The sequence below is a fragment of the Micromonospora sp. NPDC047521 genome (assembly GCF_055587305.1).
This window is the reverse complement of record NZ_JBVJGN010000012.1, coordinates 164960-188881: the sequence shown is the minus strand read 5'-3', so window position 1 is coordinate 188881 and position 23922 is coordinate 164960. Positions and strand designations below refer to the sequence as shown.

Genomic DNA, 23922 nt, shown 5'->3' with positions numbered 1-23922 from the left:
CCGTCGGCGTACTCCTCCAGGGGTGCGCCGTCGCTGTGGCGGGTGACGACCGTGACCTCGTGGCCGGCGGCGGCGAGCGCGACGGAGAGGGCGTGGACGTGGCGGCCGAGGCCGCCGACGAGCACCGGCGGGTACTCCCAGGACAGCATCAGGATGCGACGGGTCTGCGGCGGAACTCCCGGGCCGGGCTGCGGCGGCACCGCCGCGCCAGGCTGCGCGGGCCGGGAGGTGAGGGTGGGCCGGTGGGCCCGGTCCGTGGCGCCAGCGAGCTGCTCGCCGACCCGCAGGGTCGTCACATCAATCTCCGTCCATGCATGGTGGTGCGCGCCGGCATCGGTGGCGGCGAAGCGTGAGGTGTCGGGGTGGCCGAGGGCCGAGTGGGCGCGCGCGGGCGCGTGTCCCCAACCAGCAAAGGGCATCGAGCGCGATACCGCACCTTGAGAGCCGCCATGGTGACGGAAGACACCTGAGGGGTGTAGCGCGCATCAGACAGGTGGATTTCGACCATCGCCTGAAAGGATGGATTGGCGTGCCGGGGCGCAGGGCAATACCCGCGCACATGACCGTGCTTTGAGGGAGCGACATGCAGGTCTGGCCGGGCGAGCGGTATCCGCTGGGCGCCACGTACGACGGTATGGGCACCAACTTCGCCATCTTCTCGGAGGTGGCCGAGCGAATCGAGTTGTGCCTCTTCGACGAGTGGGACACCGGCGCTGAGCGCCGCGTCGAGCTGCGGGAGGTGGACGCGTACGTCTGGCACGCGTACCTGCCGGGCATCGAGCCGGGGCAGCGCTACGGCTACCGGGTGCACGGCCCGTACGACCCGGCGAACGGGCTGCGCTGCAATCCGCACAAGCTGCTGCTCGACCCGTACGCGAAGGCCATCGACGGCGACGTCGAGTGGGACCCGGCGGTCTACGACTACGACATGGGCGAGCCCGAGCGGATGAACGAGACCGACTCGGCGCCGTTCATGCCCAAGTCGGTGGTGGTGAACCCGTACTTCGACTGGGGCAACGACAAGCCGCCCCGCACCCCGTACCACCACTCGGTGATCTACGAGGCGCACGTACGCGGGTTGACCATGCGGCACCCGGACATCCCGGAGGAGCTGCGCGGCACGTACGCCGGCATCGCCTCCCCGCCGATGATCGACTACCTGACCCGGCTCGGGGTGACAGCGATCGAGCTGATGCCCGTGCACCAGTTCGTGCACGACCATCGCCTGGTCGACCTGGGCCTGCGCAACTACTGGGGCTACAACACCATCGGCTTCTTCGCCCCGCACCACGGCTACTCGGCGCTGGGCCGCCTGGGGCAGCAGGTGCAGGAGTTCCGGGGGATGGTCAAGGCGCTGCACGCGGCCGGCATCGAGGTCATCCTCGACGTGGTCTACAACCACACAGCCGAGGGCAACCACCTCGGGCCGACGTTGAGCTTCAAGGGCGTGGACGCCCCGAGCTACTACCGGCTCAGCGAGGAGGACAGGCGCTACTTCGTCGACTACACGGGCACCGGCAACAGCCTGAACGTCCGCAGCCCGCACTCCCTGCAACTGATCATGGATTCGCTGCGCTACTGGGTGACCGAGATGCACGTCGACGGGTTCCGGTTCGACCTGGCGGCCACCCTGGCCCGCGAGTTCTACGAGGTGGACAGGCTGTCGACGTTCTTCGAGGTGGTGCAGCAGGACCCGGTGGTGAGCCAGGTCAAGCTGATCGCCGAGCCGTGGGACGTCGGCCCGGGCGGGTACCAGGTGGGCAACTTCCCGCCGCTGTGGACGGAGTGGAACGGCAAGTACCGCGACACGGTGCGGGACTTCTGGCGCGGCGAGCCGGCCACCCTCGCCGAGTTCGCCTCGCGCATCTCCGGCTCGGCCGACCTCTACCAGGACGACGGGCGGCGTCCGTTCCACAGCATCAACTTCGTCACCGTGCACGACGGGTTCACCCTCAACGACCTGGTGTCGTACAACGACAAGCACAACGAGGCCAACGGCGAGGAAAACCGGGACGGCGAGAGCCACAACCGGTCGTGGAACTGCGGCGTGGAGGGCGAGACCGACGACGAGGCGGTGCTCGCGCTGCGCGCCAAGCAGCGGCGTAACTTCCTGGCCACCCTCATGCTGTCGCAGGGCGTGCCGATGATCGGCCACGGCGACGAGTTGGGCCGCACGCAGCGCGGCAACAACAACGTCTACTGCCAGGACAGCGAGTTGGCCTGGGTGGACTGGGACAACGCCGACGAACAGCTGCTGGAGTTCGTCCGCACGCTCACCGCGTTCCGCAAGCGGCACCAGGTGTTCCGCCGCCGCCGGTTCTTCACCGGTCTGCCCGTCGGTGGGCGCGGCATCGACGAGCCGCTGCCGGACCTGGCCTGGTACACCCCGGACGGGCGGGAGATGACAGGCGAGGACTGGGGCAACGACTTCGGCCGCTCGGTGGCGCTGTTCGTCAACGGCGAGGGCATCCGTGAGCGCGGCCAGTACGGCCAGAAGCACCACGACGCCTCGTTCCTGCTCTGCTTCAACGCCCACGACGCGCCGCTTGACTTCACCATGCCGGGCAGCGAGTACGGCCAGAAGTGGGAACGGGTGATCAGCACCGCCGAACCCGAACCGGACGACGTCACGGTGATCAGCGCGGGCGGCACCATCCGGGTGCCGGACCGTTCCCTCGTCGTGCTGGAGAGGACGATCTGACATGCCGGCCACCCCTGTAAGGGCCACCTACCGCATTCAGGTCCGCCCCGGCTTCGACCTGGACGCCACCGCCGGCATCCTCGACTACCTCGCCGATCTGGGCGTCAGCCACCTCTACACCGCACCCCTGCTGGCCGCTACGCCCGGCTCTCAGCACGGCTACGACGTGGTCGATCACCGGGCGGTCAACCCGGAGCTGGGCGGTGAGGCCGCCCGGCAGCGGCTGCTGCGCGCGCTTCGCGACAAGGACCTCGGCCTGGTCGTCGACATCGTGCCCAACCACGCAGGCGTCGCCGTGCCGCCGGCCAACCCGGCCTGGTGGGACGTGCTGCGCCGGGGGCGCGACTCGTCGTACGCCGACTGGTTCGACATCGACTGGGACCGGGGTCGGCTGCTGCTGCCGGTGCTCGCCGACGACGAGTCAGCCCTGGACGACCTCAAGCTCGTCGACGGGGAGCTGCGTTACCACGAGCACCGCTTCCCGGTCGCCGACGGCACCGGCGACGGCACCGCCCGGGAGGTGCACGACAGGCAGCACTACGAGCTGATCTCGTGGCGTCGGGGGGACGCCGAGCTGACGTACCGCAGGTTCTTCGCCATCGCGGGCCTGGCCGGCCTGCGGGTGGAGGACCCGGCGGTGTTCGCCGCCACCCACGAACTGGTCCTGCGCTGGGCCGCCGACGGGGAGGTCGACGGCATCCGCGTCGACCACCCGGACGGCCTGCGCGACCCCGCCGGCTACCTGGCCCGGCTGCGCGAGGCCGCGCCGGACGCCTGGCTCGTGGTGGAGAAGATCCTGGAGTACGGCGAGGAGCTGCCGGACTGGCCGGTGGACGGCACCACCGGCTACGACGCCCTCGCCGCCGTGAACGGGTTGTTCGTCGACACCGACGCCGAGGGCGACTTCACGGTGCTGGACACCCGACTCACCGGGAAGCACACCTCGTGGGAGGACCTGACCCACGCCACGAAGCTGGCCGCCGCCACCCAGCTGCTCGCCGCCGAGCTGACCCGACTGGCCGCGCTCGCCCCCGAGGTGCCGACCGAGGCGGCGCGGGCGGCCCTCGCCGAGTTGGCCGCCGCCTTCCCGGTGTACCGGGGTTACCCGCCGCACGGCGCCCGGCACCTCGCCGCGGCCCGCTCCGAGGCGGGCCGACGCCGCCCCGACCTGGCGACCGCCCTGGACGCGGTGACCCGCCGGCTGCGCGACCCCGGCGACGAGCTGGCCCAGCGGTTCCCGCAGCTCACCGGCGCGGTGATGGCCAAGGGCGTGGAGGACACCGCGTTCTACAGGTGGACCCGGTTCGTGGCGCTCAACGAGGTGGGTGGCAGCCCCGCCCACTTCGGGGTGCCGCCTGCGGAGTTCCACCGCTTCGCCGCCGCCCGCCAGGTCCGCTGGCCGGCGAGCATGACCACCACCTCCACCCACGACACGAAGCGCGGTGAGGACGTGCGCGCCAGGCTCGCCGTGCTCAGCGAACTGCCGCAGCGCTGGGCCGAGCAGGTCACGACCTGGATGGAGTACGCGCCGCTGCCCGACCCGGCGTTCGCCCACCTGCTCTGGCAGACCGCCGTCGGCGCGTGGCCGATCGAACGGGAGCGGCTGCACGCGTACGCCGAGAAGGCCGCCCGGGAGGCCGCGGCCTCGACCAGTTGGGCGGACCCGGACCCGGCGTTCGAGCAGGCCATGCACGCGGTGATCGACATGATGTACGACGACCCGAGCCTGCACGACGAGCTGACCGAACTCGCCGCCGCCATCACCCCGGCCGGCTGGTGCAACTCCCTCGGGCAGAAGCTCATCCAGCTCGCCATGCCCGGCGTGCCGGACACCTACCAGGGCACCGAGCTGTGGGACAACTCCCTCGTCGACCCGGACAACCGCCGGCCTGTCGACTTCGACGTACGCCGGGAGATGCTGGCACGGCTCGACGACGGCTGGCGTCCCCCGGTCGACACGGACGGCGCGGCGAAGCTGCTCGTCGTGTCGCGGACGCTGCGGTTGCGGCGGGCGCACCCGGAGCTGTTCACCGGCTACCGGCCGGTGCCGGCGCACGGGCCTGTCGGCCGGCACGTGGTGGCCTTCGACAGGGGCGGCGCGATCGCCGTGGCGACCCGGCTGCCGCTGGGTCTGGCGCGCGCCGGTGGCTGGTGCGACACAGCTCTGTCGCTTCCCGTTCACGAGGTGAAGGACCTGTTCACCGGCCGGGTCTACAGTGGCGGGGAGACACCTCTGGACGACCTTCTGTCGGACTATCCCGTCGCTCTGCTGGCCCCTCCCACCGCTTCCGTGGAGGCTGCGTCATGACCGAATTCGCCGTGTGGGCGCCGGACGCCACGCGGGTGCGGCTGCACCTGCCGGGCGACGCCGACCACGAGATGCGCGCCGCCGCCGACGGCTGGTGGCGGGTCGAGGTGCCCGACGGCGGCCCCGACTACGCGTTCCTGCTCGACGATGACGACACCCCGCTGCCCGACCCGCGCTCGGCGTGGCAGCCGGAGGGTGTGCACGGGCCGAGCCGCCTGTACGACCATTCCGCCTTCGACTGGTCCGACAGCGCGTGGACCGGCCGGCAACTGCCCGGCAGCATCCTCTACGAGCTGCACATCGGCACCTTCACCCCGGAGGGCACCTTCGACGCGGCCATCGACCGCCTCGACCACCTCGTGTCGCTCGGCGTCGACCTGATCGAACTGCTCCCGGTCAACGCCTTCAACGGCGAACACAACTGGGGGTACGACGGCGTCTGCTGGTACGCCCCGCACGAGCCTTACGGCGGCCCGGACGGCCTGAAACGGTTCGTCGACGCCGCGCACGCCAAGGGGTTGGGGGTGATCCTCGACGTCGTCTACAACCATTTCGGGCCCTCCGGGGCCTACGCGCCGCGGTTCGGCCCCTACCTCGCCGAGCAGAGCAACAGTTGGGGCCGCTCGATCAACCTGGACGGCCCGCACTCCGACGAGGTACGCCGCTACATCATCGACAGCGTGCTGATGTGGCTGCGCGACTACCACGTCGACGGCCTGCGCCTGGACGCTGTGCACGCGCTGCCGGACACCCGGGCGGTGCCTCTGCTCGAAGAGCTGGCTGTTGCCGTCGAGTCCCTGTCGACGCACCTGGGGCGGCCGTTGTCGCTGATCGCCGAATCGGACCTCAACGACCCGCGGCTGATCACCCCTCGGGAGGCGGGTGGGTTCGGGCTGCACGCCCAGTGGAACGACGACGCCCACCACGCGCTGCACACGTTGCTGACGGGGGAGCGGCAGGGCTACTACGGGGACTTCGGCTCCCTGGAGACGCTGTCGGACGTGCTGACGGGCGGGTTCTTCCACTCCGGCACCTGGTCGAGCTTCCGTAACCGGCACCACGGGCGGCCTGTCGATCCTCGAATTCCTGGGCACCGGTTCGTGGCGTATTTGCAGAACCACGACCAGATCGGGAACCGGGCCACCGGGGATCGGATCTCTGCTTCTCTCTCGCCTGCCATGCTCCGCGTTGGGGCTACGTTGCTGATGACGGCGCCGTTCACTCCCATGCTGTTCATGGGGGAGGAGTGGGCCGCCTCCACGCCTTGGCAGTTCTTCACGTCGCACCCGGAGCCGGAGCTGGCCTCCGCGGTGCGGACCGGGCGGCGGCGGGAGTTCGCCTCGCACGGGTGGCCCGAGGGGGACGTGCCTGACCCTCAGGACCCGCAGACTTTTGTGCGGTCGCGGTTGGACTGGGCGGAGCTGGACAAGCCTGAGCATGCTTCGATGCTGGCGTTCTACCAGCGGTTGATCGCTCTGCGTCGGTCTACTCCGGACCTGTCTGATCCTCGGATGCACGCGGTTTCGGTGCAGCACGGGGATCAGTTTCTGCTGATGCGGCGGGGGGACACGCTCGTCGTGGCGAACCTGGCTGGGCGGGGGCAGGGGGTGTCGTTGCCTGGGGTGGCGCGGCGGGTGCTCCTGGCCACGGGCGAGGGCGTCACGGTGATGCGCGACCGGATCGAGTTGCCGGCGGAGACTGCGGCGATCGTGGCGCTCTGACCTGTGGAGCCCCCAACGCTCGCGGATCCGGTCGACGGGGCCGGCTTCAACGGCTGCGGGTTCGGACCAACGAATGTCGGCTTGTGGGAGATGTCCATCGCCACGGAGCAGGGCAAGTCCGGACGGGTCATCGAGTTGTCTCGGACGGTCCGACCGCAGATCCGTGCAGCGTCGATCCGCCAGCAGTCCTACTGGCTCGACCTCGGTCACGCCCTGGCTGACGAGGGTCGCAGAAACGTCGAGGCGCTCGCCGTGTCCGTGCAGCCGAGCGGGCCGCACCGATCTCGTTCGCCATCAACCGCTTGCCCACGACGCCGTGGTGACCCTGGCCCAGCGCGCCCAGCGCCGAGCCGTCCCCGACGACTCGCGCCTGCTCGCGTGCCGCATCGGCGTCGGTGCCCGCGCTGTGGGCGTTCCTGCGGCGGGGGGAACAGTGAGAATGACGTGTGATCCGTCGAGTATCCGTACGTGACGTCCAACTCTTTGATCGCGCGGCGCGTAGGTTCGGCGCAGCGGCTGGCAACGGTCACGCGTTCCTGGCGAGACCCGGGGTTTTGGCTTTCGTGGCCTCTGACGCTGCGGACATCATCGGTTGGTGCTGGGGTTATCACCTGATCCGGCCCGACACCTCCTCGATGCTCTACCTTCATCGGCTGCAGGTGGCGCAGGAGCACCGCCGGCTTGGGGTCGGTCGGGCACTGTTGCAGGCGTTCATGTCAGCTGGCACACAAGTCGGTGCTACCCGCATGTTCCTCACGGCGAGCGAGGCGAACGCTCCTGCCCGGGCCTTGTACGAATCATTGGGCGGTGGCCTGGCCACACAGGGTCCTACGGTCAACTACTGGTTCGTGCTGAAGCCAGAGGCGGGGGCATCGGCCCGGCCTCTCTCGGGGCGGGAAGCGGTGCCCACCTCTTCGTGTCGAGCCTTGCTCCTCAACGGCGTCGCCGGGGTCGGGAAATCAACAGTGGCAGACGCGTTGGGACGAGTTCTCACCAAAGCGGGCCACATTACGGCCGTCGTTGACACGGACATGCTGGCTCAGTTCGGGCCGCCACCGAGCGTGATCCCCACAGGAGGGCGATTTCACGACGAACTCAAATGCGCCAACTTGGCGGCGGTGTGGGCCAATTTCAGAGCCGCTGGCGCACGCGTCGTCGTCGTTGCTGCTGTTATCGACAGCCTGGCTCAGCGGGAACGATATGCGGAGAGTCTCGTGGGCTGTGACGTCCGTCTGGTCAGATTGATCACGGACGTCGACACCGTTCGCGAACGCCTGCGTCAACGGGACACGGGACCGAAGCTTGAGCAGCACCTGCGGAGGCTGCAGGAGCACGGGTCACTACCGACCGACGCCACCGTCGAGGACTTCACTGTCAAGAATGATCGCACCCCTGGTGAGGTCGCCGCCGAAGTCCTTGTTCGTGCGGGGTGGACGGATCAGGTCGACCGACGCCGCGCCGATCGCACATCGGGGTTCAGTTCCTAGTCTCCAGGGCGCGAAACCCACTTGCGTGGAGCGCCCTCGGGCACGCAGCGTCATCGCTTGGACGCTCTGTCGGTGTACCGTCCAAGCGTCCAGGGGATAGCGGGCGTGGCCGGTTCTTCCGGTCCTCTACCCGGGGGTGGATGCAGGCATGGTGAAGAAGCCGGAGACCATTGGCGCCAGGATTCGATACTGGCGGATGCGTCGGGGCGGGATGACCCAGGCCGTCCTCGCCGGGCTCGCCGGTGTCACGCAGTCGTACGTGTCGCAGGTCGAGTCGGGTCGCAAGACAATCGACCGTCGCTCCACTCTGGTCGCCCTCGCTGCCGCACTCCAGGTCACGGTTGCCGACCTGCTCGGCCAAGGCACGGAGCCCGGTGATCCGGCTCGTGAGAGCGCCGCCGAGTGCGTGCCGGCGATCTGGTCGGCCCTGATCGAGATCGAGGACGGCGAGCGCCGCCCGTCAACCTACGCACCGGAACGCCTGACCGCCGAGATCGCCCGCGCCGAGCAGCTTCGCACCTCGTGCAACTACCCGGCCATGGCGCGCATGCTCCCGGTCCTGTTGCTCGAAGCCGCCGCCGTGGGCGGCATCGTGCTCGTCCAGGTCGCCTATCAAGCCGCCACCTGTCTGCGAAACATCGGCTATCGCCACCTGGCCCTCAATGCCGCCCGGCTCGCTGGCGCGGTCGCCGAAGGCACCGAAGACCCGGCATGGATCGCGGCCTCCCGCTTCGCCTATGCGCAAAGCCTGCCGATCGAATCCGCATCGGTTGCGGCCCGTGCCGCCGACCGGTCACTGACCGAGCTACAAGCCAACGCCGCCGACGAGCGGGTGCGACAGATGCTCGGACAACTTCATCTGTCGGCCGCGTTGACCTCGACGGTAAGCGGTCGTCTGGACGTAGCTCGCGATCACCTTGCCGAGGCCGCCCGCGAGGCGGCAACGCTCGGGGATCCGACTGACGGAGCTGGCTTCAACGGCTGCGGCTTCGGACCGACCAACGTCGGGCTCTGGGAGATGTCCATCGCCGCCGAGCAGGGCGACTCTGGCCGCGTCATCGAGCTGTCCCGAACCGTCCGTCCGCAGGTTCTCGCAGCGTCGATCCGTCAGCAGTCCTACTGGCTCGATCTTGGTCGCGCGTTGGCGGACGGTGGTCGGCGGGATGCCGAAGCCCTCGCCGCGTTCGTCCAGGCCGAGCGGGCAGCGCCGATTCCGTTCGCCATCAACCCCCTCGCCCGCGACGCCGTGGTCACCCTGGCCCAGCGCGCACAGCGTCGTGCCATCCCCGACGACCTGCGCCTGCTCGCCGGCCGCATCGGCATCAACCTGGCCGCATAACTGCCAGTAATCACCGCATCACCAATCCGCCCTACTGTCCGCTTTGGGACGTGAGCGCGTCCCGCTGGCCAGGTGCGGCGGGTGAGCCGCCCGGCCTCGACCAGAGGAGGCGGCGATGAGCGGTCAGGACGACAACGCTCCGGAGAACGACGGAGAGGCGGCCGAGCGGGAGGCTGCCAAGCAGCGCATTCTGGCTCAGGCCGAGGCGGAGCGCGTGCCCGTGGACGACACGACCCGCGCGGTCCCGGACCGGCGGTGGAAGCGTGACAGGGGATGACATCCCCATCGGCCGTCGCGTGGCGAGCTGGCGGGTACGGCGGCAGATGACCCAGCAGATGCTCGCCGACCGGCTGCGCAGGTCGAAGAGTTGGGTGGACAAGATCGAGCGGGGCGCCCGCTCCCTGGACCGGTACTCGGTCATCCAGGAACTGGCAGACGTCCTGCGGGTCGACCCGGAGGTGTTGCTCGGCCAGCCGCGGAGCACCCCGGCGAGTACGCCGGACGGGGTGGACGACATCCGGGCGGCGCTCGCCCGCTACGACATCCCGCAGGCTCCACCGCAGACGGACGAGTTGAGGAGGCAGGTCGGGCACGCCTGGTTGACCTACCAGCACGCGCACTACGGGCAGTTGGTGCGCCTGTTGCCGGGTCTGCTCGACGCCGCCCAGGGCGTGCGGTCGGCGGAGCTGCTGGTGCAGGCGTACCGGATCACCTCGTCGCTGCTGGTGAAGCTCGGCGAGGCCGACCTCGCCTGGCTGGCCGCCGACCGGGCGATGTCCGCCGCCCACGACGACCCGATCCTCGCGGCCACGGCGGCCGTCGCGGTCGGCCAGGCGCTCCGCGCGTCAAACCGCGACCGCCTGGCCCTGACCGCGACGCTCGCCGCCGCCAACCGCGTCCTTCCATCCTCATCCCGTGCCGGTGATCAAGAGATTTGCGGCGCTTTTGGAGATCAAAGTTCCCGCAAACCTCTTGATCACGAGCGCGAGGGCTATCGCTGGGAACGGGCCGTGGGTGGGACGCTGCTGCTCCAGGCCGCCCTCGCCGCCGCTGGCTGCGGCGAGCACCGCTGCGCCGACGAGCTGATCGACCGGGCTGCGGGCGTCGCCCCCACCCTTCGTGGGTACGACGACCAGCACCGCACCAGCTTCGCCCCGATCACCGTCGAGCTGACCCGGGTGTTGGTGGCGGTGGCACGGGGCGACGCCGACGAGGCACTACAGAGGCACCCGGCGATCGTGCGGCGGGAGGCGTGGCGACGGCTGCCGGCCGAGTATCGGGGCGCGTACCTGGTCGATGCCGCGCGGGCGTACCTCCAGGTCGGTGACCTGCGCGGGGCCGCCCGCGCACTCGTGGACGCGGACAGTGTCGCGCCGGCCGAGGTCCGGTGCCGGCCGTTGGCGCGTACCGTGATCGCCGACGTGGCCCGCGCGCAGCCGGCGCCGGCCGGCGTGGCGCGACTGGCGACGCTCGTCGGCCTCACCCGCTGACCGGGCTGAGCACCGGTCTCAGCCGTTGCCCGGTCGGGTCGATCCGGCACCCATTGCCCGTAGGTGTGCCAGCCCTTGCGCCCAGGACTGGATGAGGGTCGTTTCGTGGTACGCGATGTCGTGTTCCGCGCAGAACTGGCGGATCAGCGGCTGGGCGTGGTGGAGGTTGGGTCGGGGCATGCTGGGGAAGAGGTGGTGTTCGATCTGGTAGTTGAGCCCACCGAGTAGTGCGTCGATGAACGGGCCGCCGCGCACGTTGCGGGAGGTGAGGACCTGCCGGCGTAGGTAGTCGAGGTTGTCGGCCTCGGTCAGGATGGGCATGCCCTTGTGGTTCGGGGCGAAGGAGCTGCCCAGGTAGAGCCCGAAGAGGGCCTGGTTGACCAGGATGAACACGATCGCCTGCGGAACGCTCAGGACCAGGAACACGGCCCCGAGGTAGCCGGCGAAGTGCAGGACGAGCAGCCCGGCCTCGGTTCGTCGGCGCTTGAGTCCGCCGCGGCTGACGACCGCGCGGACGCTGGCGGCGTGCAGATGCAGACCTTCCATCAGTAGCAGGGGGAAGAACAGCGCCGCCTGGTGCCGGACGAACAGCGCCCCCAGGCCGCGCTGCGCCGCAGCCTGACCCGGGGTGAAGGACAGCGGAGCCACCGCGAGGTCGGGGTCCCGGCCTTCGGTGTTCGGATTCGCGTGGTGGCGGTTGTGCTTGTCGACCCACCAGCCGTAACTGATCCCGGTGACCAGGTTGGCGCACACCAGGCCGACCACGTCGTTCGCCCGGCGGGAGCGGAAGATCTGCCGATGCCCGGCATCGTGACCGAGGAACGCCAGCTGCGCGAGGAGCACCGCGACGCCGGCCGCGGTAGCCGTCTGCCACCACGACGACCCGAGCCGCACGAACAGCACGCCCAGCACTACGAGACAACCCAGCACCGCCGTCACCCGTGCCGCGTAGCGGCGGGGTCGCCGGTCGAGGAGGCCCGCGTCTCGGACCAGGCGGGAGAGGTCGGCGTACTCACTACCGCGGTCGCTGCGGGCGCCAAGGTTCGTATCACTCAACGTCGCCACTCCTTGTCAGCCACGCCGATCAGCTCGCCGGCTCCGCCGTCAGCCATGACCAGGCGCTCGCGCACCTTCATCGGTGGTCCGACAGGGGTCGGACAGGCAAACCGCCGCTGATGGTCCCAGTCTTCCTCACAGCCGTGTCTTCGCACGTGGAAACCGGCAGCTCAGGACGACTGAACGCGAGCAGTACTCGTCCTCGTGTAAGTCCGCCGATCGGCTGCGGGCTTCGTGCGTCGAGTCCGACAATCAGGCACTAGGCAGCCACATGGGATTCAGGGGGTAGTCATGGCACGCAAGAGAAGGTCCCCCGCGAGGCAGGCACTGATCCTCGCCTTCGCTGCCGGGATGCTGACCGGAGCGGCGGGCATGCTCACTCTGCGCCGTTCCCGGCAGGATGGTTACCTCCCGACAGGTGCTGACGGCGGGCAGCTCGACGAGAGCGTCGCTCCGCCGCTCGGCGGGCGTTTCGATGCCTCCCCTCTGGGGCCTGCGAGCATGCCCGCGTCGCAGCACCGCTGACCCGGGCAGCCCTGGGGCCACTGCGGTGTGCGAGAGAGACGGGGAAGCTGGTCACCTCCCCACGTCCGATGTGGAGGTGTACGTCTGACGGATGCCCCGCAACTGGTTGCGGCTTGCCCGGGTAGCTTGCGTGTCAGGCGGGCCGCAGGCAGAAGGGGTGTCCGGCGGGGCTGGCGTAGACGCGGCTGCCCTGGTGGGTGGCGAGATCGGCGTCGTCCGTGGGGCGCAGCCGACGTGCGCCGGCTTCGAGCGCCGCTCTGTCCGCTGATACGAGGTCATCGGTGGTCAGGTCCACGTGCAACTGCTGAGCGCCGTTCTGCGGCCAGGCCGGCGGAACGTGTCCCTGAGCTCGCTGGATCACGACTGCGGGGAACCCGTCGACGCGCAGGAAGTGATGGTTCTCGGTTTTCGTGATCGAGCCGCCGAGCAACCGGTGCCAGAAGCTGCTTTCGGTGTCCACGTCCGCCGCGTCGATGATGATGGCGGCAAGGTTGATGGTCATGTCAGACCACCGGGATGATTCCGCCGTCGACGCGGAACTCCGCGCCGGTGATCCACTTAGCCCGCCGGGACGCGAGGAAGGCGATCATCTCGGCCACGTCCTCCGGATCGCCGGGCCGGCCCATCGGCACCTTCAGGTGCTCCACGATCTGTTGCTTGAGTTCGTCGAGGTCGATGCCCTGCTGGTCGGCCATGTGGGTCAGATGCTCGTCGGCGCCGGCGGTGGCCACGAAGCCCGGCAGGACACACACCACGCGGACCCCGTGCGGGCCCACCTCGGTGGCCAGTTCGCGGCTGTAGACGTTCAGTGCCGCCTTGGCCGCCGCGTAGGACGCCTCGGTGCGCTGCGGCAGTCGGCTGGCGATCGAGGAGACGTGTACGACGACGCCGGAACCTCGCTCGACCATGCCGGGGACCAGCGCCCGGTCGAGCCGGACGGCGCTGAGCAGGTTCATCTCCAGGTCCGCGTACCACGACGTGTCGGAGCGCTGAAGCGTCGGCGCGGGTGCACTAGCACCAGCGGCGTTGTCGACCAGGACGTCCACCCCGCCGACACGGTCGATGATCAGCCGACCGAGTTCGGCCACCCCGTCCTCGGTCGCGAGGTCGGCGGGGAAGTGGGTGGCCGGCAGGTCCTCCGGGGGCGTACCCCGCGATGCGGTCAGGACCGTTGCCCCCGCGGCGGCGAACCGGCGGACGGTCGCCTCCCCCAGGCCCCGGCTGCCGCCGGTGACCAGCACACGAAGGCCCGTCAGGCCCTCTTCCTGGTGGGTCATGTGTGTTCCTCTGCGGTAAGGTGAACCGGACTCCGGAAAGCTAACACATAAGCGGAGTCGGACTCATATTACGGAGGATCTGTTGCCCACGTCACGGCCGCTGCGTGCCGACGCCCGTCGCAACCGCCAGGCGCTGCTGACCACGGCCCGGGAGCTGTTCCTCGCCGGCGCGGCCGACACCGGGGTGGAGGAGATCGCGCGGCAGGCGGGAGTCTCGGTGGGAACGCTCTACCGCCACTTCGCCACTCGCGAGGCTCTCGTCGAGGCGGTCTACCGCCAGGAGGTCGACGAACTGTGCGCCGCCCCCGCGGACCTCCTCGGGCGGCACGCCCCGGACGAAGCCCTGCGTCGCTTCCTGTTGCTGCTCGTCGACCACGCCGCCATCGGCAAAGGCATGGCCGAGGCCCTGGAGAGCATCATGGCCACCGACTCTCCGGTTTTCGACGACGCCCGCACCCGGATGGCGCAGTCACTCGATCGGTTGCTCGCGGCGGGAGCGGCAGCGGCCACCATCCGCGACGACGTCACCGGGCGCACACTGCTGCGGGCGATGGGCGGCATCTGCGAAATGCGGGCCATCGCCGGATGGCAGCAGGAGGCCCGGCAGATTTCCGCGATCCTCTTCGACGGCCTCCGTCACGTCACGCCATCAGGGGATTCACAGACTATTCAAAGCTTAGACGGTAGTGAATCAGATACTTGACCTTTCAACTTTCCCAGTGGTAACTTTCATCGACCGAGTCCTCTGGGGAGAAGAGAGATCTGTGCGACTGAAATCCCTCGCGCTTGCCCTGTCCACCGCGGCTCTGCTGGCCGCTGCCCCCGCCGCGTCGGCCTCCGCCGCCGCGCCGGCCGACGAGCCGTGGCCGCCCGGCAACTGCCAGTCGGGCACGTTCTGCGCCTGGCCCAACTGGGCTCCCCCGAACACCGGTCCCACCGAGACCCCGTCCCTGGTCACCACCGGCCCATGGGTCGGCAGCGCCCCGACGAAGCAGTTCTACAACTACACATCCGCCAACGTCGAAGTGGAATACCACCACACCTGGCAGAACGATTCGACTGTCATCACGCACTGCGCGACGCCTGGCGGAAACATTTTCTACCTCCAGGTCATCGTGACAAAGGTGAATTGGCACGGTTCCTGCTAGCGGGATTCTTCAGCTGGCGGTCGTCCGACCCCTTCGCCGGATGAGCGTGTCGAAGACGACGAGCGACAGCGGCACGAAGACCCACAGCTGAAGGACTGTGTACCGGCGCAGTTCCCGGTCGGTGTCGACGCCGGCCAGTTCGGCGTCGAGGGCACCCGGGCGCATCAGCCTGATCGCGTACCAGGCGAGCGGGGCGTAGTTGAGACCTGCGCCGATCAACCACAGGCCGATCGCCCGGGTGCCCACGCCGACCGTCGACACCAGCAGCCAGACGCCCAACGCCACCATCACCACCACGCCGACGACGAACTCGGCAAGAATGATCCGCCGTCGGCGAAGGGTGCCGTGGGCGCCCCACATGTCGATGGCCGCCAGTCGACGAACGTCCATCCGCCGATGATGTCACGAGCGACCCCCGGCCATGGGGACCGTCGTCGGCGGTCAGACGCTGAGCGCCGAGGTGACGCGGGCCTCGTCCCGCTGCCGCGCCGCCGACCGGGGCGTCACCGCGTACCGGCGCAGGGCCAGCAGCGGAAGGGCCAACGCGGCGAGCGCCCCGCCGAGCGCCGCCACCGCGACCATCGCGCCCCGCAGGCCGGTCGCGGACGCCCACAGTCCGACGTAGACCGGCCCCAGCAGGAACCCGAGGTACGACACCGCCGTCACGATCGAGGTGGCCCGCCCGCGCGAGGACTCGACGACGTTGCGCGAAACGATGCTCAGCAGCGTGGGGAACAGGGCGGCGGTTCCCGCCGCGGCGAGGACCAGCCCGGCCAGGGCGACCACCGTCAGGCCGTGCACCGCAACCCCCAGCTGTCTGTGCGGCGACGCGATTGCCATTGTGGAACGCTACCCACCCGCTGCCCTCAGGGCGAGAGCCTCAGGCGCGTCCAGGTGGTCGCGTCCGTGGTGACGAGGACGTGGTCCGGCTCTCCGGCGGTGCCGTCGTCGCGGCCGAAGAGCCAGGCGTACCCGGGCGCGACGCTGATCGAACCGACAAGCGGCCCGTACTCCCGGACGATCAGAAAGGTCCGCCCTTGGTCCCAGCTGACCAGGAGTTGCGCGAGACGGTTGGGCTCGGTGCCCGCTCCCGCGGTGACCGCCAGCAGGGTTCCGTCGGAGCCGGCCGTGAGGTCCCAGTGCGGCTGGGCGGGCAGGTTGGCGCCCGTGTCCGTCCAGCTCTGCCCACCGTCCGCCGTCCGCAGCACCCGCGTTGATCCTCCCGCGGTCGACGACTCGGTCAGCAGGTAACCCTCCCGCTGGTCGAGCCCGACCATCGCCAGCACAGTCGTGTCGGCCCCCACCTCCGAGGTGGTCCAGGTCGCGCCTCGGTCCACACTGCGGGCGATGGTCGGCTGCGGGTTGGTCGTCGCCTGGTAGGTCGCCCAGATCGTGCCGTCCGGGCTGGGGTAGAGGCCGAACAACGGACGTCCCGACGGCGCGTCGCCGGTGAGTCGGTACACCGTGCCGGTCGACGGGTCGACCGCCAGTGGCTCCCGCACCACCGGGCAGCCGTACCCGCAGAAGACCGCCCGGGCCGTCGCCGGGAACGAGGGAACGGCCACGATCGCCTCGGCTTCGTCGCGCCAGGTCCGGCCGAAGTCGGTGGAGAGACGCACCGACCCGGCGTCGCTGACCAGGTAGGACCTGTCGCTGAGGACGGCGTAGGAAAGGTCGCCCCCCGTCGAGGTGGAGCTGGCCTCGCATCTCGTGCCCCGGAACTGGGCTGCGTCCCGGTCCGACCAGCTCCGCCCGCCGTCGCCGGTGACCGCGAACCGCAGGACACAGCCATCCCTTCGGACGTCGACGCCGGAGCCGGGACCGGTCATCGTGAAGTCGCCGGAGTGGTCGGGACGGGCGGACGGCTCGGCCGGCACGACCGGGTTGGTCCGGTCCGGAGCGCCGACGAGCGGTACGGCCGCCACGCCGGCCAGTGCGACCACTGCGGTCGCCACCGCCGCGGCCGACCGGCGCCGGCGGGCCCGGGCCGTGGACCGCAGCTCGTCGAGGGGCGGCTGCCGGACGGCCTCGCTGATCCTGTCGACGTCGAATCCGGAGAACTCACGACCGGACATCTGTCCTCCCGGCATCCGTGACATCGGTGGCGTCGGAATCGGTGAGCAGCACGGCCAGGGCCTGCCGGCCCCGGGAGAGCCGGGACTTCACCGTCCCGGCGGAGACACCAAGCGTGGCGGCGACCTCGTCCACCGGCAGATCGACGAGATAGTGCAGGGCGAGGGCCTGTCGCTGCCCCTCGGGCAGCCCGCGCAGCGCCGCGAGGAGCGCGAGGTGCTCCGGCGAATGATCGGCGACCGCCGGCGGCGGGCCGATCCGGCGCAGCAACCGATCGAGTACGCGCCGACGCCGGTACCGGCTGCGGGCCTCGTTCACCGCGACGCGGCGCAGCCACGCCTCCGGGTTCTCCAGCTCGGCCAAGCGCCTCGGCGCGGCCAGAGCCTTGGTGAATGCCTCCTGCACCGCCTCCTGCGCCTCGTTCAGATCGCCGGTCACCGCGTACAGCTGGACCACCAGGCGCCGGAAACAGCCGGCGTAGAGCCCGGAGATCAGATCACCGTCGGACACCGACACCCCCTCTTCCCACCAATCCCACCAACGGGCCGGGGAGAAGGTTCCGGTGAGCGGGCAGATTATGTCGGGAGGCGGGTCACTCGAAGAACTTGATGCTGAACCCGGTGTCGGCCGTCGGGCCGGGCACGTTGGCGCGGCGGTAGGTGGTGTTGCCCCACCAACAGAAGGTGCCCGTGTACCAGTAGCGGTTCGCCCACGAGTACGCGGTGCCCTTGGGCACGGCGTGGAACATCAGCGGGAACCTCGGCCCGGCCGGCGGACTCGTGGCGATGTCGCCGTTGAGCAGCACGAAGCTGTGGTGGCCGGGCCCGTTCACGTACAGGGTGGGATCCCAGCCGGCCATCATGGTCGCCCGGTTCGACCCGAACAGGCAGCCGTTGGACTTGTACCAGTCCCACACGTACGTCGGGTCGCCGCCGGCGCGCAGCCGCAGGTCGGCGAGGCAGTACTGGTCACTCCAACTGCCGTTCGCGGAGTAGACGATGTGCAGTTGCCCGTTCGGGTCCCTGATCGCCTCGGGGGACTCGTTGATGAACGGGTTGCCGACGACGCGCTCCCAACTCTCCCTCGGCTGGGAAATGATGAACCGGTTGCCGGTCGGGGTGAGCGGGTCGCTCATCCGGCTGAGGTAGATGTTCTGTTCGACGTTCGTGTCGCCGGCCCACCCCGACCACACGAACCACCGCTGCCCGTTGAAGGTGAACAGGCTGCCGTCGATGGCCCACTTTCCGCCGGGCAGCGCGAGCTGCCGCTCGGCCGTGTAGCCGCTGGCCGGCGACGCCGAGTGGATCACGTACATCCGGTGTGCGGCTGCGCGCCCGGCCGAGAAGTAGATGTAGTAGCGGCCGCCATCGGTGACGATCTCCGGAGCCCAGACCTCACCGAGATTGCGGCTGTCCGTCCACACCTGCCGCGCCGGTGCCGCGGCCAGCCCGTCGGTCGACGAGGCCTGCCGCACGGCGATCCCGCCGTTGAGTGACTGCACGGAGATGTACGTGCCGCCCACGCGGATCACGCTCGGGTCGGCGGCGCGCAGACCTGTCTGCCCGGCCGCCGCCGGCCCGGCGCCGGCAGCGGACAGGCCGGTGGCGAGCACGGCGGCCAGCAGGACGGCGAGGATGCGCGGAAGGGTACGGTCGCCCACGTTCACGATGGGGACTCCTTTCAGCTGGCCGATGGTCGGCCCCGGTCATGTCGGGTCCGTTCGGTCGCCCCGGCAGCGGCCGGAGTGGACTGTCGGAACTCGCTGACCCTCAGGACGCTGCCACACGGCCACCCCCACGGCCACCCCTGAGAGGCGGCGCGGTGCGGATCAGGCCCCCGGCGCCGCATGAAGGCGCACAACAGGCGGACCTCTCGCCGTCGCCGAAGTCGGTAGGCTGCCCCGGACGTCGATCAACGGGGGGTTCGGCAATGGTTCGCAGATGGATGCTCGTCGGCCTGCTGGTGCTGGTGGCGGGCTGCGACACGGGCGGTGACGCCGCCCCGGAACCCGCGCCCGGTGACGCGCTCACGCAGGTGCGCGCCGCGGCCGCCAAGACCGCAGGAGTGCCGGCGCACGTGACGATGAGCGTGCCGAACGTCGAGGTCGCCGGCGACACAGACCCGCCGGGCAAGGCGCTGAGCCTGACGGTCACCACGAGCGCCGACGGCGAGACAGTCGATTCCAAGGTGCGGGTGGTCGGCGACGACGCGTGGAGGACGCTTGGCAGTACGTACCTGCGGGACCTCGACCCGACGAAGTTCATCTGGTTCCCGACGTCGGATTTCGCCAACGCGTCCCTGCTGCACCTGGGGGACCCGTTCGACCCGGCGGGGATCAAGGGCCTCTCCGCGGCGATGACGGCCGCCACGCGTACGAGGGAGGGCACCTACACCGGCACCCTCGACTTCACAGTGGCGCCGGCGGGGGTGTCCCGGGGCCTCCTGCCAGTGACGGCCGAGCAGTTGGAACACCACGGTGGCGTGTCGCAGTCCGTGCCGTACGAGGCGTCGGTGGACGCTCAGGGCTACCTGACCGCGCTGACGGTCACGCTGCCGACCTATGCGAGCACTGCCACGTTCGCCGACTTCGGCAAGCCCGTCACGATCGCCAAGCCCGGCGCGGCCGAGGTTACCGACGTGCCGGACGCGGTGCGTCGCCTCCTGGCGAGCTAGGTGGCCCACGGCACGGATGTCGCCGGGTCCGCTGCCGGCGGAGACCCCTCGGTGGCCCGCGCGGCTCTCGGCGGCGGCGACGCCTCGCTCGGCGAACTGACGACCCGAGGCTTGACCACCGACTGACCGGCGAACCAGGTCCTCCGGGCGGATTGATCATCACGAGGGCTTCGATTACCGTGCGCGTCTGTGAAGCCCACTCGCGTCGCCTCCGCCCTGTTGATCCTTACCGCTACGACGGTCCTTGCCGCCTGTGGGGGAGAGGACGCGGCGCCGACGGCCGGCTCGACCCCGCCGGCGCCCACCTCCGCCGCCCCGTCCTCGGCGGCGCCCTCCACGCCGGCCACCCCGGCGTCGGTTGCTCCGGCCACGTCGGGTGCGACGACGGGCGGGACGAGCGACAAGAAGCTGTGCGAGTCGGCGCAGAAGGCCGGCGACGAGATGAAGGCGGCCCTCATCGACATGGTGAGGACGGGTGAGCCCTCGGCCGCGGACTACCGGAAGATCCTGACCGGGCTGGACCAGGAGCTGACCCGGGTGGCCTCAACCGGCGCGGGCAACAGCAAGGTGGCCGCCGCCCTGCGCCGCTTCGGTGACGAGGCGGCCAAGGCGGCGGCCGCGCCCGACCCGGCGAGCGCCGCCGACAACCCGACCTTCGAGAAGGCCGGGGCGACCATCACCGCCGCGTGCAAGGCCGCCGGCGTTCGGGTGAACTTCTGACCAGACGTCACGGCCCCATGCCCCTGCCTGTGTGACTAGCTGGCGAAGTCGACGCCGGTGAGGGTGACCGAGCGGTGCGCGGCGAGAAGCTCGGCCTGCGCCGTGACGGCCTTGCGGGTGGCGCCTGACAGCCTCTGCCAGGGCTGGACGGCGACCGTGAACGCCCTGCCCGACTTGCGGGGACGCCAGGTGCCGACCACCTCGCCGTCGACCAGGACGGCGCCGGGTCGACCCAGCACCGGCCACAACTCCTTGGCGCGGGCGGCGTCCGACACCAGCGTCGCCCGGTCCTTGGCCTGCAAGAACAGGTCGTACGGGCCGAGCAGGCGCGTCCCCGTGCGCTCGGCCGACTCCAGTGCCTCCTCGTCGGCGGCCAACAGCGAACGCACCTCGCCGTCGACCCACACCTCGACCACGTCCTCGGGCCAGAGGGCCTTGACGTCCTTCAACGGCGCGTCCAGGTAGTCGGCCACCTGTTTCGGGGTGGCCGGACCGAGCAGGCGAAGGTATGCGCGGATGAGGTCCAAGCGGTCGTCCACCGCCGTCGCCTTCCTGAAGCCGGTGATACGCCGCAGGACCGGAGGTGAGGTGTCGAGATCCAGCTCCAGTCCGGCCCGCACGGCGGCGAGCCGGAACGGCATCTCGTAGACGTGCGTGGCGTCGCACGGCCGGCAGAACCGCAGGTACGGCTCGGGAAGCATCGTGGCCAGCCGGCCGGACACCGTACCCTTGACCGTCGGCGCGGTGACAATGGCCCGCATACGGTCGGCCACCTCGTCGAGGGCGGCGAGGTTGCCGATGCCGGCGGCCTTCAACGGCTTGGAAGCGTCGTAGATGCGTTTGCCCGCGTCGGCGTCGGAGAAGGGCTCGACCGCTGCCGCCACCGCGCCCACGTCGGCCCGACGGTAGAGGTGGGGAGCACCCCGCACCGTCCACAGCAGGATCACGTCCTCGTCGGACAACGCGGTCACGTCGACCCCGCGCACGGCGAGTGCCCACCGAGCGCCGTCCGGTCCGGTGTTCTGCACACCGATGTCCAGGATCGCGGTGTCGGCGAGCGTGCCCTCGCTCCGGTCGAGCTGCTGGGCCCGGACGCGGAAGTTCATCACCTGGTGACGATCGACCATGCCTGCACCCTAGTCCGGCACAATGACACGCTCGTGCCAATGCCGGCCGCGGGAGGCGCCCGATGGGTTACAGCTTCGAGCACGTCGACCTGCCCGAACCCGCCGCCACCGCGCGCGCCCACGCCGAGGCGTGCCTCGAATCCGGCGGGTCGTGCGGCAACTGGCCACGGTGCCACGACGACTACGAATCGCTGGCCGCCACCCACCAGTTCCACCTGAACATCGCCGGCATGGGGTTCTGCCGCGAACTGATGCGGCGCGCCGGCATGACCTACCAGGCGACACCGCGTCCCTTCCCAAACTGGCCGTTCGACGGCATCGACGACTGGCGCAGCGCCGACCAGAGGCGACGGGACGCGTACAAGGAGGCCGAACGGGCCGCTGCCGCGCAGACCGAGCCCGGCATGGTCGGAATCCCCGCGTTCAAGTTCACGAGCAACGGCCCCTGGCTGGTCGGCACGGCCGAGATCGAACAGGCGCTGCTCTTCTACGAGGCGTCGCCGGCGGACCTGCGCGCCGAGTGCGAGGCCGACGAGCTGTGGGTCGCCTGGCTCGCCTGGCTGCGGGAGGCGCGCGCCCACGGCGGTTTCACCGTCAGCTGAGCTGCCGTCCCCGGTCTAGGAGCAGATGCCGGGTGGGTCGTTCGGGTCGATGGTGATGCCGAGGTCGGTGCAGGAGAAGGAGCTGCCCTGGCTGTGGATGCGCCAGCCGTGGGTGGGGGTGTGGCGGAAGAGGTAGGCGCCGTCGCTCTGCTGGGTGGGGTCCCATCCGGTGGCCCAGCCTTTCCAGCACTGCACCCGGTCGGGGTTGATGCGGTAGCCCTCGGGCAGGCCGGGCACCCGGTTCAACGTCGCGGCCGTGACCGGGCAACCGCCGCCGTCGGGGCGTTTCGTGCTCGCTCCGGCCGACGGTCGGTTCGGTGAAGCCGACGTCGACGAGGGGGGCGCGGGTGATGACGGTGTCGGTGACCCGGATGTCGGCGCGGGTGACGGCGAGGCACTGGGGGCGGTCGATGGTGGCAGGGTCGCCGGTGGTGCCGGCGGACCGGGGGTGCGGCCGGCGGCGAGTGTCACGGCAGCGACGACCGCCACCACGCTTGTCGCGGCGGCGGTGCCGGTGGTGAGCACGGTACGGCGACGCAGTTGGCGGGAGCGGTGCATCGCGCGTTCGTAGAGGTCAGGGCTTCCCCCGTGCTCGGCCAGATCGGTCATGGCGGCGCGCAGCCGGTTGAGGTCGTCGGTCAACGGGACATCCTCTTCTCTTGCGTCGCCGACAGCAGTTCGGGCGCGACCTGACGCAGCCGCGCCAGCGCCTTGCTGGTCTGACTCTTGACGGTGCCGACCGAACACCCCAGCAGTTCGGCCGCTTCGGCTTCGCTGCGGTCCTCGAAGAAGCGCAGCACCAGCACCGCGCGCTGACGGCGCGTGAGCTGCCCGAGCGCCCGCGCCAGCGACAGCTTCAGGTCGGTGTGCCCGGAGTGGTCGCTGTCCGGATGCGCCACGTCGACCAGGTCACCGGGCAGGCTTTCCGCGACGCGGGTCCGCCGCCAGCGGCGGATGTGCAGGTGGTACATCACGGTGCGGGTGTACGCCTCGAAATGGCCGGTGTCGGTGAGCCGGCCCAGTGACCGATGGGTACGCGCGAGCGCGTCCTGCACCAGGTCCTCGGCCAGGTGCCGGTCGCCGGTCAGGAGAAAGGCGCTGCGCTGCAACGCCGGCGTACGCGCCCGGACGAACTCGCAGAACTCGGTCTCCGCCGGTTCTCCCGTCCGGATTCGGGTGTTGATTCTCGGGACAGCCCGACTGGCGACTGGATCGGCCACCACCGCTCCGCTTCTCGTCATCGACACAGTACGTGTAATCGACAGGGGTCAGGAGCAGATGCCGGGTGGGTCGTTCGGGTCGATGGTGATGCCGAGGTCGGTGCAGGAGAAGGAGCTGCCCTGGCTGTGGATGCGCCAGCCGTGGGTGGGGGTGTGGCGGAAGAGGTAGGCGCCGTCGCTCTGCTGGGTGGGGTCCCATCCGGCGGCCCAGCCTTTCCAGCACTGCACCCGGTCGGGGTTGATGCGGTAGCCCTCGGGCAGGCCGGGCACCCGGTTCAGCGTCGCGGCCGTGACCGGGCAGCCTGTCGCCGAGGGTGTCGTCGCCGCCAGTGCCGGTGGTCGGGAGGTCACGGTGGCCGGCGGTGAGCTGACGGTGGTCGGGGCGGCGACCGTGCCGGGCGACGCCGGGGATGATCCGGCGGCGGGTTGACCGGTGGCGCAGCCGGCGGCGGTGA

At 70.3% G+C, this 23922-nt stretch carries 26 protein-coding genes; 13 read left to right on the top strand and 13 right to left on the bottom strand.

What is annotated here, in order from left to right; translation table 11 throughout:
* On the bottom strand, positions 1-296 hold a 296-nt coding region (locus ACZ6N8_RS24715), incomplete at its 3' end, for a glycogen/starch synthase (protein WP_466012892.1).
* Between the two features lie 287 nt (positions 297-583).
* Between ACZ6N8_RS24715 and glgX the strand changes: the two genes are divergently transcribed.
* The 7 genes from glgX to ACZ6N8_RS24680 all read left to right on the top strand — a co-directional run bounded on the left by glgX (position 584) and on the right by ACZ6N8_RS24680 (position 11046).
* Positions 584-2701, top strand: coding sequence for a glycogen debranching protein GlgX (gene glgX, locus ACZ6N8_RS24710; RefSeq protein ID WP_466012891.1), 2118 nt, complete (start codon positions 584-586; stop codon positions 2699-2701).
* A gap of 1 nt (position 2702) precedes the next feature.
* Positions 2703-5009 (top strand): malto-oligosyltrehalose synthase, encoded by a 2307-nt coding sequence (gene treY, locus ACZ6N8_RS24705; RefSeq protein WP_466012890.1) that lies wholly within the window; start codon positions 2703-2705, stop codon positions 5007-5009.
* On the top strand, positions 5006-6730 hold the full coding sequence (gene treZ, locus ACZ6N8_RS24700) for a malto-oligosyltrehalose trehalohydrolase (RefSeq protein ID WP_466012889.1): 1725 nt from the start codon (positions 5006-5008) through the stop codon (positions 6728-6730). The genes treY and treZ overlap by 4 nt, the downstream gene beginning before the upstream one ends.
* A gap of 446 nt (positions 6731-7176) precedes the next feature.
* Positions 7177-8217 (top strand): GNAT family N-acetyltransferase, encoded by a 1041-nt coding sequence (locus ACZ6N8_RS24695; protein WP_466012888.1) that lies wholly within the window; start codon positions 7177-7179, stop codon positions 8215-8217.
* Positions 8218-8365: 148 nt separating this feature from the next.
* A complete protein-coding gene (locus tag ACZ6N8_RS24690; protein WP_466012887.1) occupies positions 8366-9556 on the top strand; it encodes a helix-turn-helix domain-containing protein in 1191 nt (396 codons plus the stop codon).
* Positions 9557-9671: 115 nt separating this feature from the next.
* Complete coding sequence (locus tag ACZ6N8_RS24685; protein ID WP_466012886.1) at positions 9672-9833, top strand: hypothetical protein; 162 nt, start codon at positions 9672-9674, stop codon at positions 9831-9833.
* A complete protein-coding gene (locus ACZ6N8_RS24680) occupies positions 9820-11046 on the top strand; it encodes a helix-turn-helix domain-containing protein (RefSeq protein ID WP_466012885.1) in 1227 nt (408 codons plus the stop codon). Before ACZ6N8_RS24685 ends, ACZ6N8_RS24680 begins: the two co-directional genes overlap by 14 nt.
* A gap of 18 nt (positions 11047-11064) precedes the next feature.
* Here the strand turns inward: ACZ6N8_RS24680 and ACZ6N8_RS24675 are convergent, their stop codons facing one another.
* The 3 genes from ACZ6N8_RS24675 to ACZ6N8_RS24665 form a co-directional block, all read right to left on the bottom strand.
* On the bottom strand, positions 11065-12111 hold the full coding sequence (locus ACZ6N8_RS24675) for a fatty acid desaturase family protein (RefSeq protein ID WP_466012884.1): 1047 nt from the start codon (positions 12109-12111) through the stop codon (positions 11065-11067).
* 649 nt (positions 12112-12760) lie between these two features.
* Positions 12761-13129: a VOC family protein gene (locus ACZ6N8_RS24670; protein ID WP_466012883.1), complete on the bottom strand. Its 369-nt coding sequence runs from the start codon at positions 13127-13129 to the stop codon at positions 12761-12763.
* 1 nt (position 13130) lies between these two features.
* Positions 13131-13904 carry an oxidoreductase gene (locus ACZ6N8_RS24665; RefSeq protein WP_466012882.1) on the bottom strand — a complete coding sequence of 258 codons (774 nt, stop codon included), beginning with the start codon at positions 13902-13904 and terminating at the stop codon, positions 13131-13133.
* Between the two features lie 82 nt (positions 13905-13986).
* Between ACZ6N8_RS24665 and ACZ6N8_RS24660 the strand changes: the two genes are divergently transcribed.
* The gene (locus ACZ6N8_RS24660; protein WP_466012881.1) at positions 13987-14607 is read left to right on the top strand and encodes a TetR/AcrR family transcriptional regulator; all 621 of its coding nucleotides are present in this window, start codon (positions 13987-13989) and stop codon (positions 14605-14607) included.
* Positions 14608-14668: 61 nt separating this feature from the next.
* Complete coding sequence (locus ACZ6N8_RS24655; RefSeq protein ID WP_466012880.1) at positions 14669-15052, top strand: hypothetical protein; 384 nt, start codon at positions 14669-14671, stop codon at positions 15050-15052.
* Positions 15053-15061: 9 nt separating this feature from the next.
* On the opposite strand, the gene ACZ6N8_RS24650 is transcribed toward ACZ6N8_RS24655, so the two are convergent.
* The 5 genes from ACZ6N8_RS24650 to ACZ6N8_RS24630 form a co-directional block, all read right to left on the bottom strand.
* Entirely contained in the window at positions 15062-15442 is a 381-nt protein-coding gene (locus tag ACZ6N8_RS24650; protein WP_466012879.1) for a hypothetical protein, read from the bottom strand.
* 51 nt (positions 15443-15493) lie between these two features.
* Positions 15494-15892, bottom strand: coding sequence for an MFS transporter (locus tag ACZ6N8_RS24645; protein ID WP_466012878.1), 399 nt, complete (start codon positions 15890-15892; stop codon positions 15494-15496).
* 26 nt (positions 15893-15918) lie between these two features.
* Entirely contained in the window at positions 15919-17127 is a 1209-nt protein-coding gene (locus ACZ6N8_RS24640) for a WD40/YVTN/BNR-like repeat-containing protein (protein WP_466012877.1), read from the bottom strand.
* The gene (locus tag ACZ6N8_RS24635) at positions 17114-17635 is read right to left on the bottom strand and encodes an RNA polymerase sigma factor (protein WP_466012876.1); all 522 of its coding nucleotides are present in this window, start codon (positions 17633-17635) and stop codon (positions 17114-17116) included. The genes ACZ6N8_RS24640 and ACZ6N8_RS24635 overlap by 14 nt, the downstream gene beginning before the upstream one ends.
* 82 nt (positions 17636-17717) lie before the next feature.
* The gene (locus ACZ6N8_RS24630; protein WP_466012875.1) at positions 17718-18791 is read right to left on the bottom strand and encodes a glycoside hydrolase family 43 protein; all 1074 of its coding nucleotides are present in this window, start codon (positions 18789-18791) and stop codon (positions 17718-17720) included.
* Positions 18792-19054: 263 nt separating this feature from the next.
* On the opposite strand from ACZ6N8_RS24630, the gene ACZ6N8_RS24625 reads away from it, so the two are divergent.
* Together ACZ6N8_RS24625 and ACZ6N8_RS24620 are read left to right on the top strand one after the other, a co-directional pair.
* Positions 19055-19798, top strand: coding sequence for a LolA-like protein (locus tag ACZ6N8_RS24625; RefSeq protein ID WP_466012874.1), 744 nt, complete (start codon positions 19055-19057; stop codon positions 19796-19798).
* Positions 19799-19987: 189 nt separating this feature from the next.
* A complete protein-coding gene (locus tag ACZ6N8_RS24620; RefSeq protein ID WP_466012873.1) occupies positions 19988-20518 on the top strand; it encodes a hypothetical protein in 531 nt (176 codons plus the stop codon).
* A 35-nt stretch (positions 20519-20553) separates the two neighbouring features.
* On the opposite strand, the gene ACZ6N8_RS24615 is transcribed toward ACZ6N8_RS24620, so the two are convergent.
* The gene (locus ACZ6N8_RS24615) at positions 20554-21645 is read right to left on the bottom strand and encodes a winged helix DNA-binding domain-containing protein (protein ID WP_466012872.1); all 1092 of its coding nucleotides are present in this window, start codon (positions 21643-21645) and stop codon (positions 20554-20556) included.
* A gap of 62 nt (positions 21646-21707) precedes the next feature.
* Between ACZ6N8_RS24615 and ACZ6N8_RS24610 the strand changes: the two genes are divergently transcribed.
* Positions 21708-22247 (top strand): hypothetical protein, encoded by a 540-nt coding sequence (locus ACZ6N8_RS24610; RefSeq protein ID WP_466012871.1) that lies wholly within the window; start codon positions 21708-21710, stop codon positions 22245-22247.
* A 15-nt stretch (positions 22248-22262) separates the two neighbouring features.
* Here the strand turns inward: ACZ6N8_RS24610 and ACZ6N8_RS24605 are convergent, their stop codons facing one another.
* The 3 genes from ACZ6N8_RS24605 to ACZ6N8_RS24595 are packed head-to-tail and all read right to left on the bottom strand — an operon-like array spanning position 22263 to position 23737.
* Positions 22263-22889, bottom strand: a complete 627-nt coding sequence (locus ACZ6N8_RS24605; RefSeq protein WP_466012870.1) for a hypothetical protein — start codon at positions 22887-22889, stop codon at positions 22263-22265.
* A complete protein-coding gene (locus ACZ6N8_RS24600; RefSeq protein ID WP_466012869.1) occupies positions 22886-23488 on the bottom strand; it encodes a SigE family RNA polymerase sigma factor in 603 nt (200 codons plus the stop codon). Before ACZ6N8_RS24600 ends, ACZ6N8_RS24605 begins: the two co-directional genes overlap by 4 nt.
* 27 nt (positions 23489-23515) lie before the next feature.
* Positions 23516-23737 (bottom strand): hypothetical protein, encoded by a 222-nt coding sequence (locus ACZ6N8_RS24595; protein WP_466012868.1) that lies wholly within the window; start codon positions 23735-23737, stop codon positions 23516-23518.
* Positions 23738-23756: 19 nt separating this feature from the next.
* Between ACZ6N8_RS24595 and ACZ6N8_RS24590 the strand changes: the two genes are divergently transcribed.
* Positions 23757-23897 (top strand): hypothetical protein, encoded by a 141-nt coding sequence (locus ACZ6N8_RS24590; protein ID WP_466012867.1) that lies wholly within the window; start codon positions 23757-23759, stop codon positions 23895-23897.
* Positions 23898-23922: the final 25 nt, after the last annotated feature.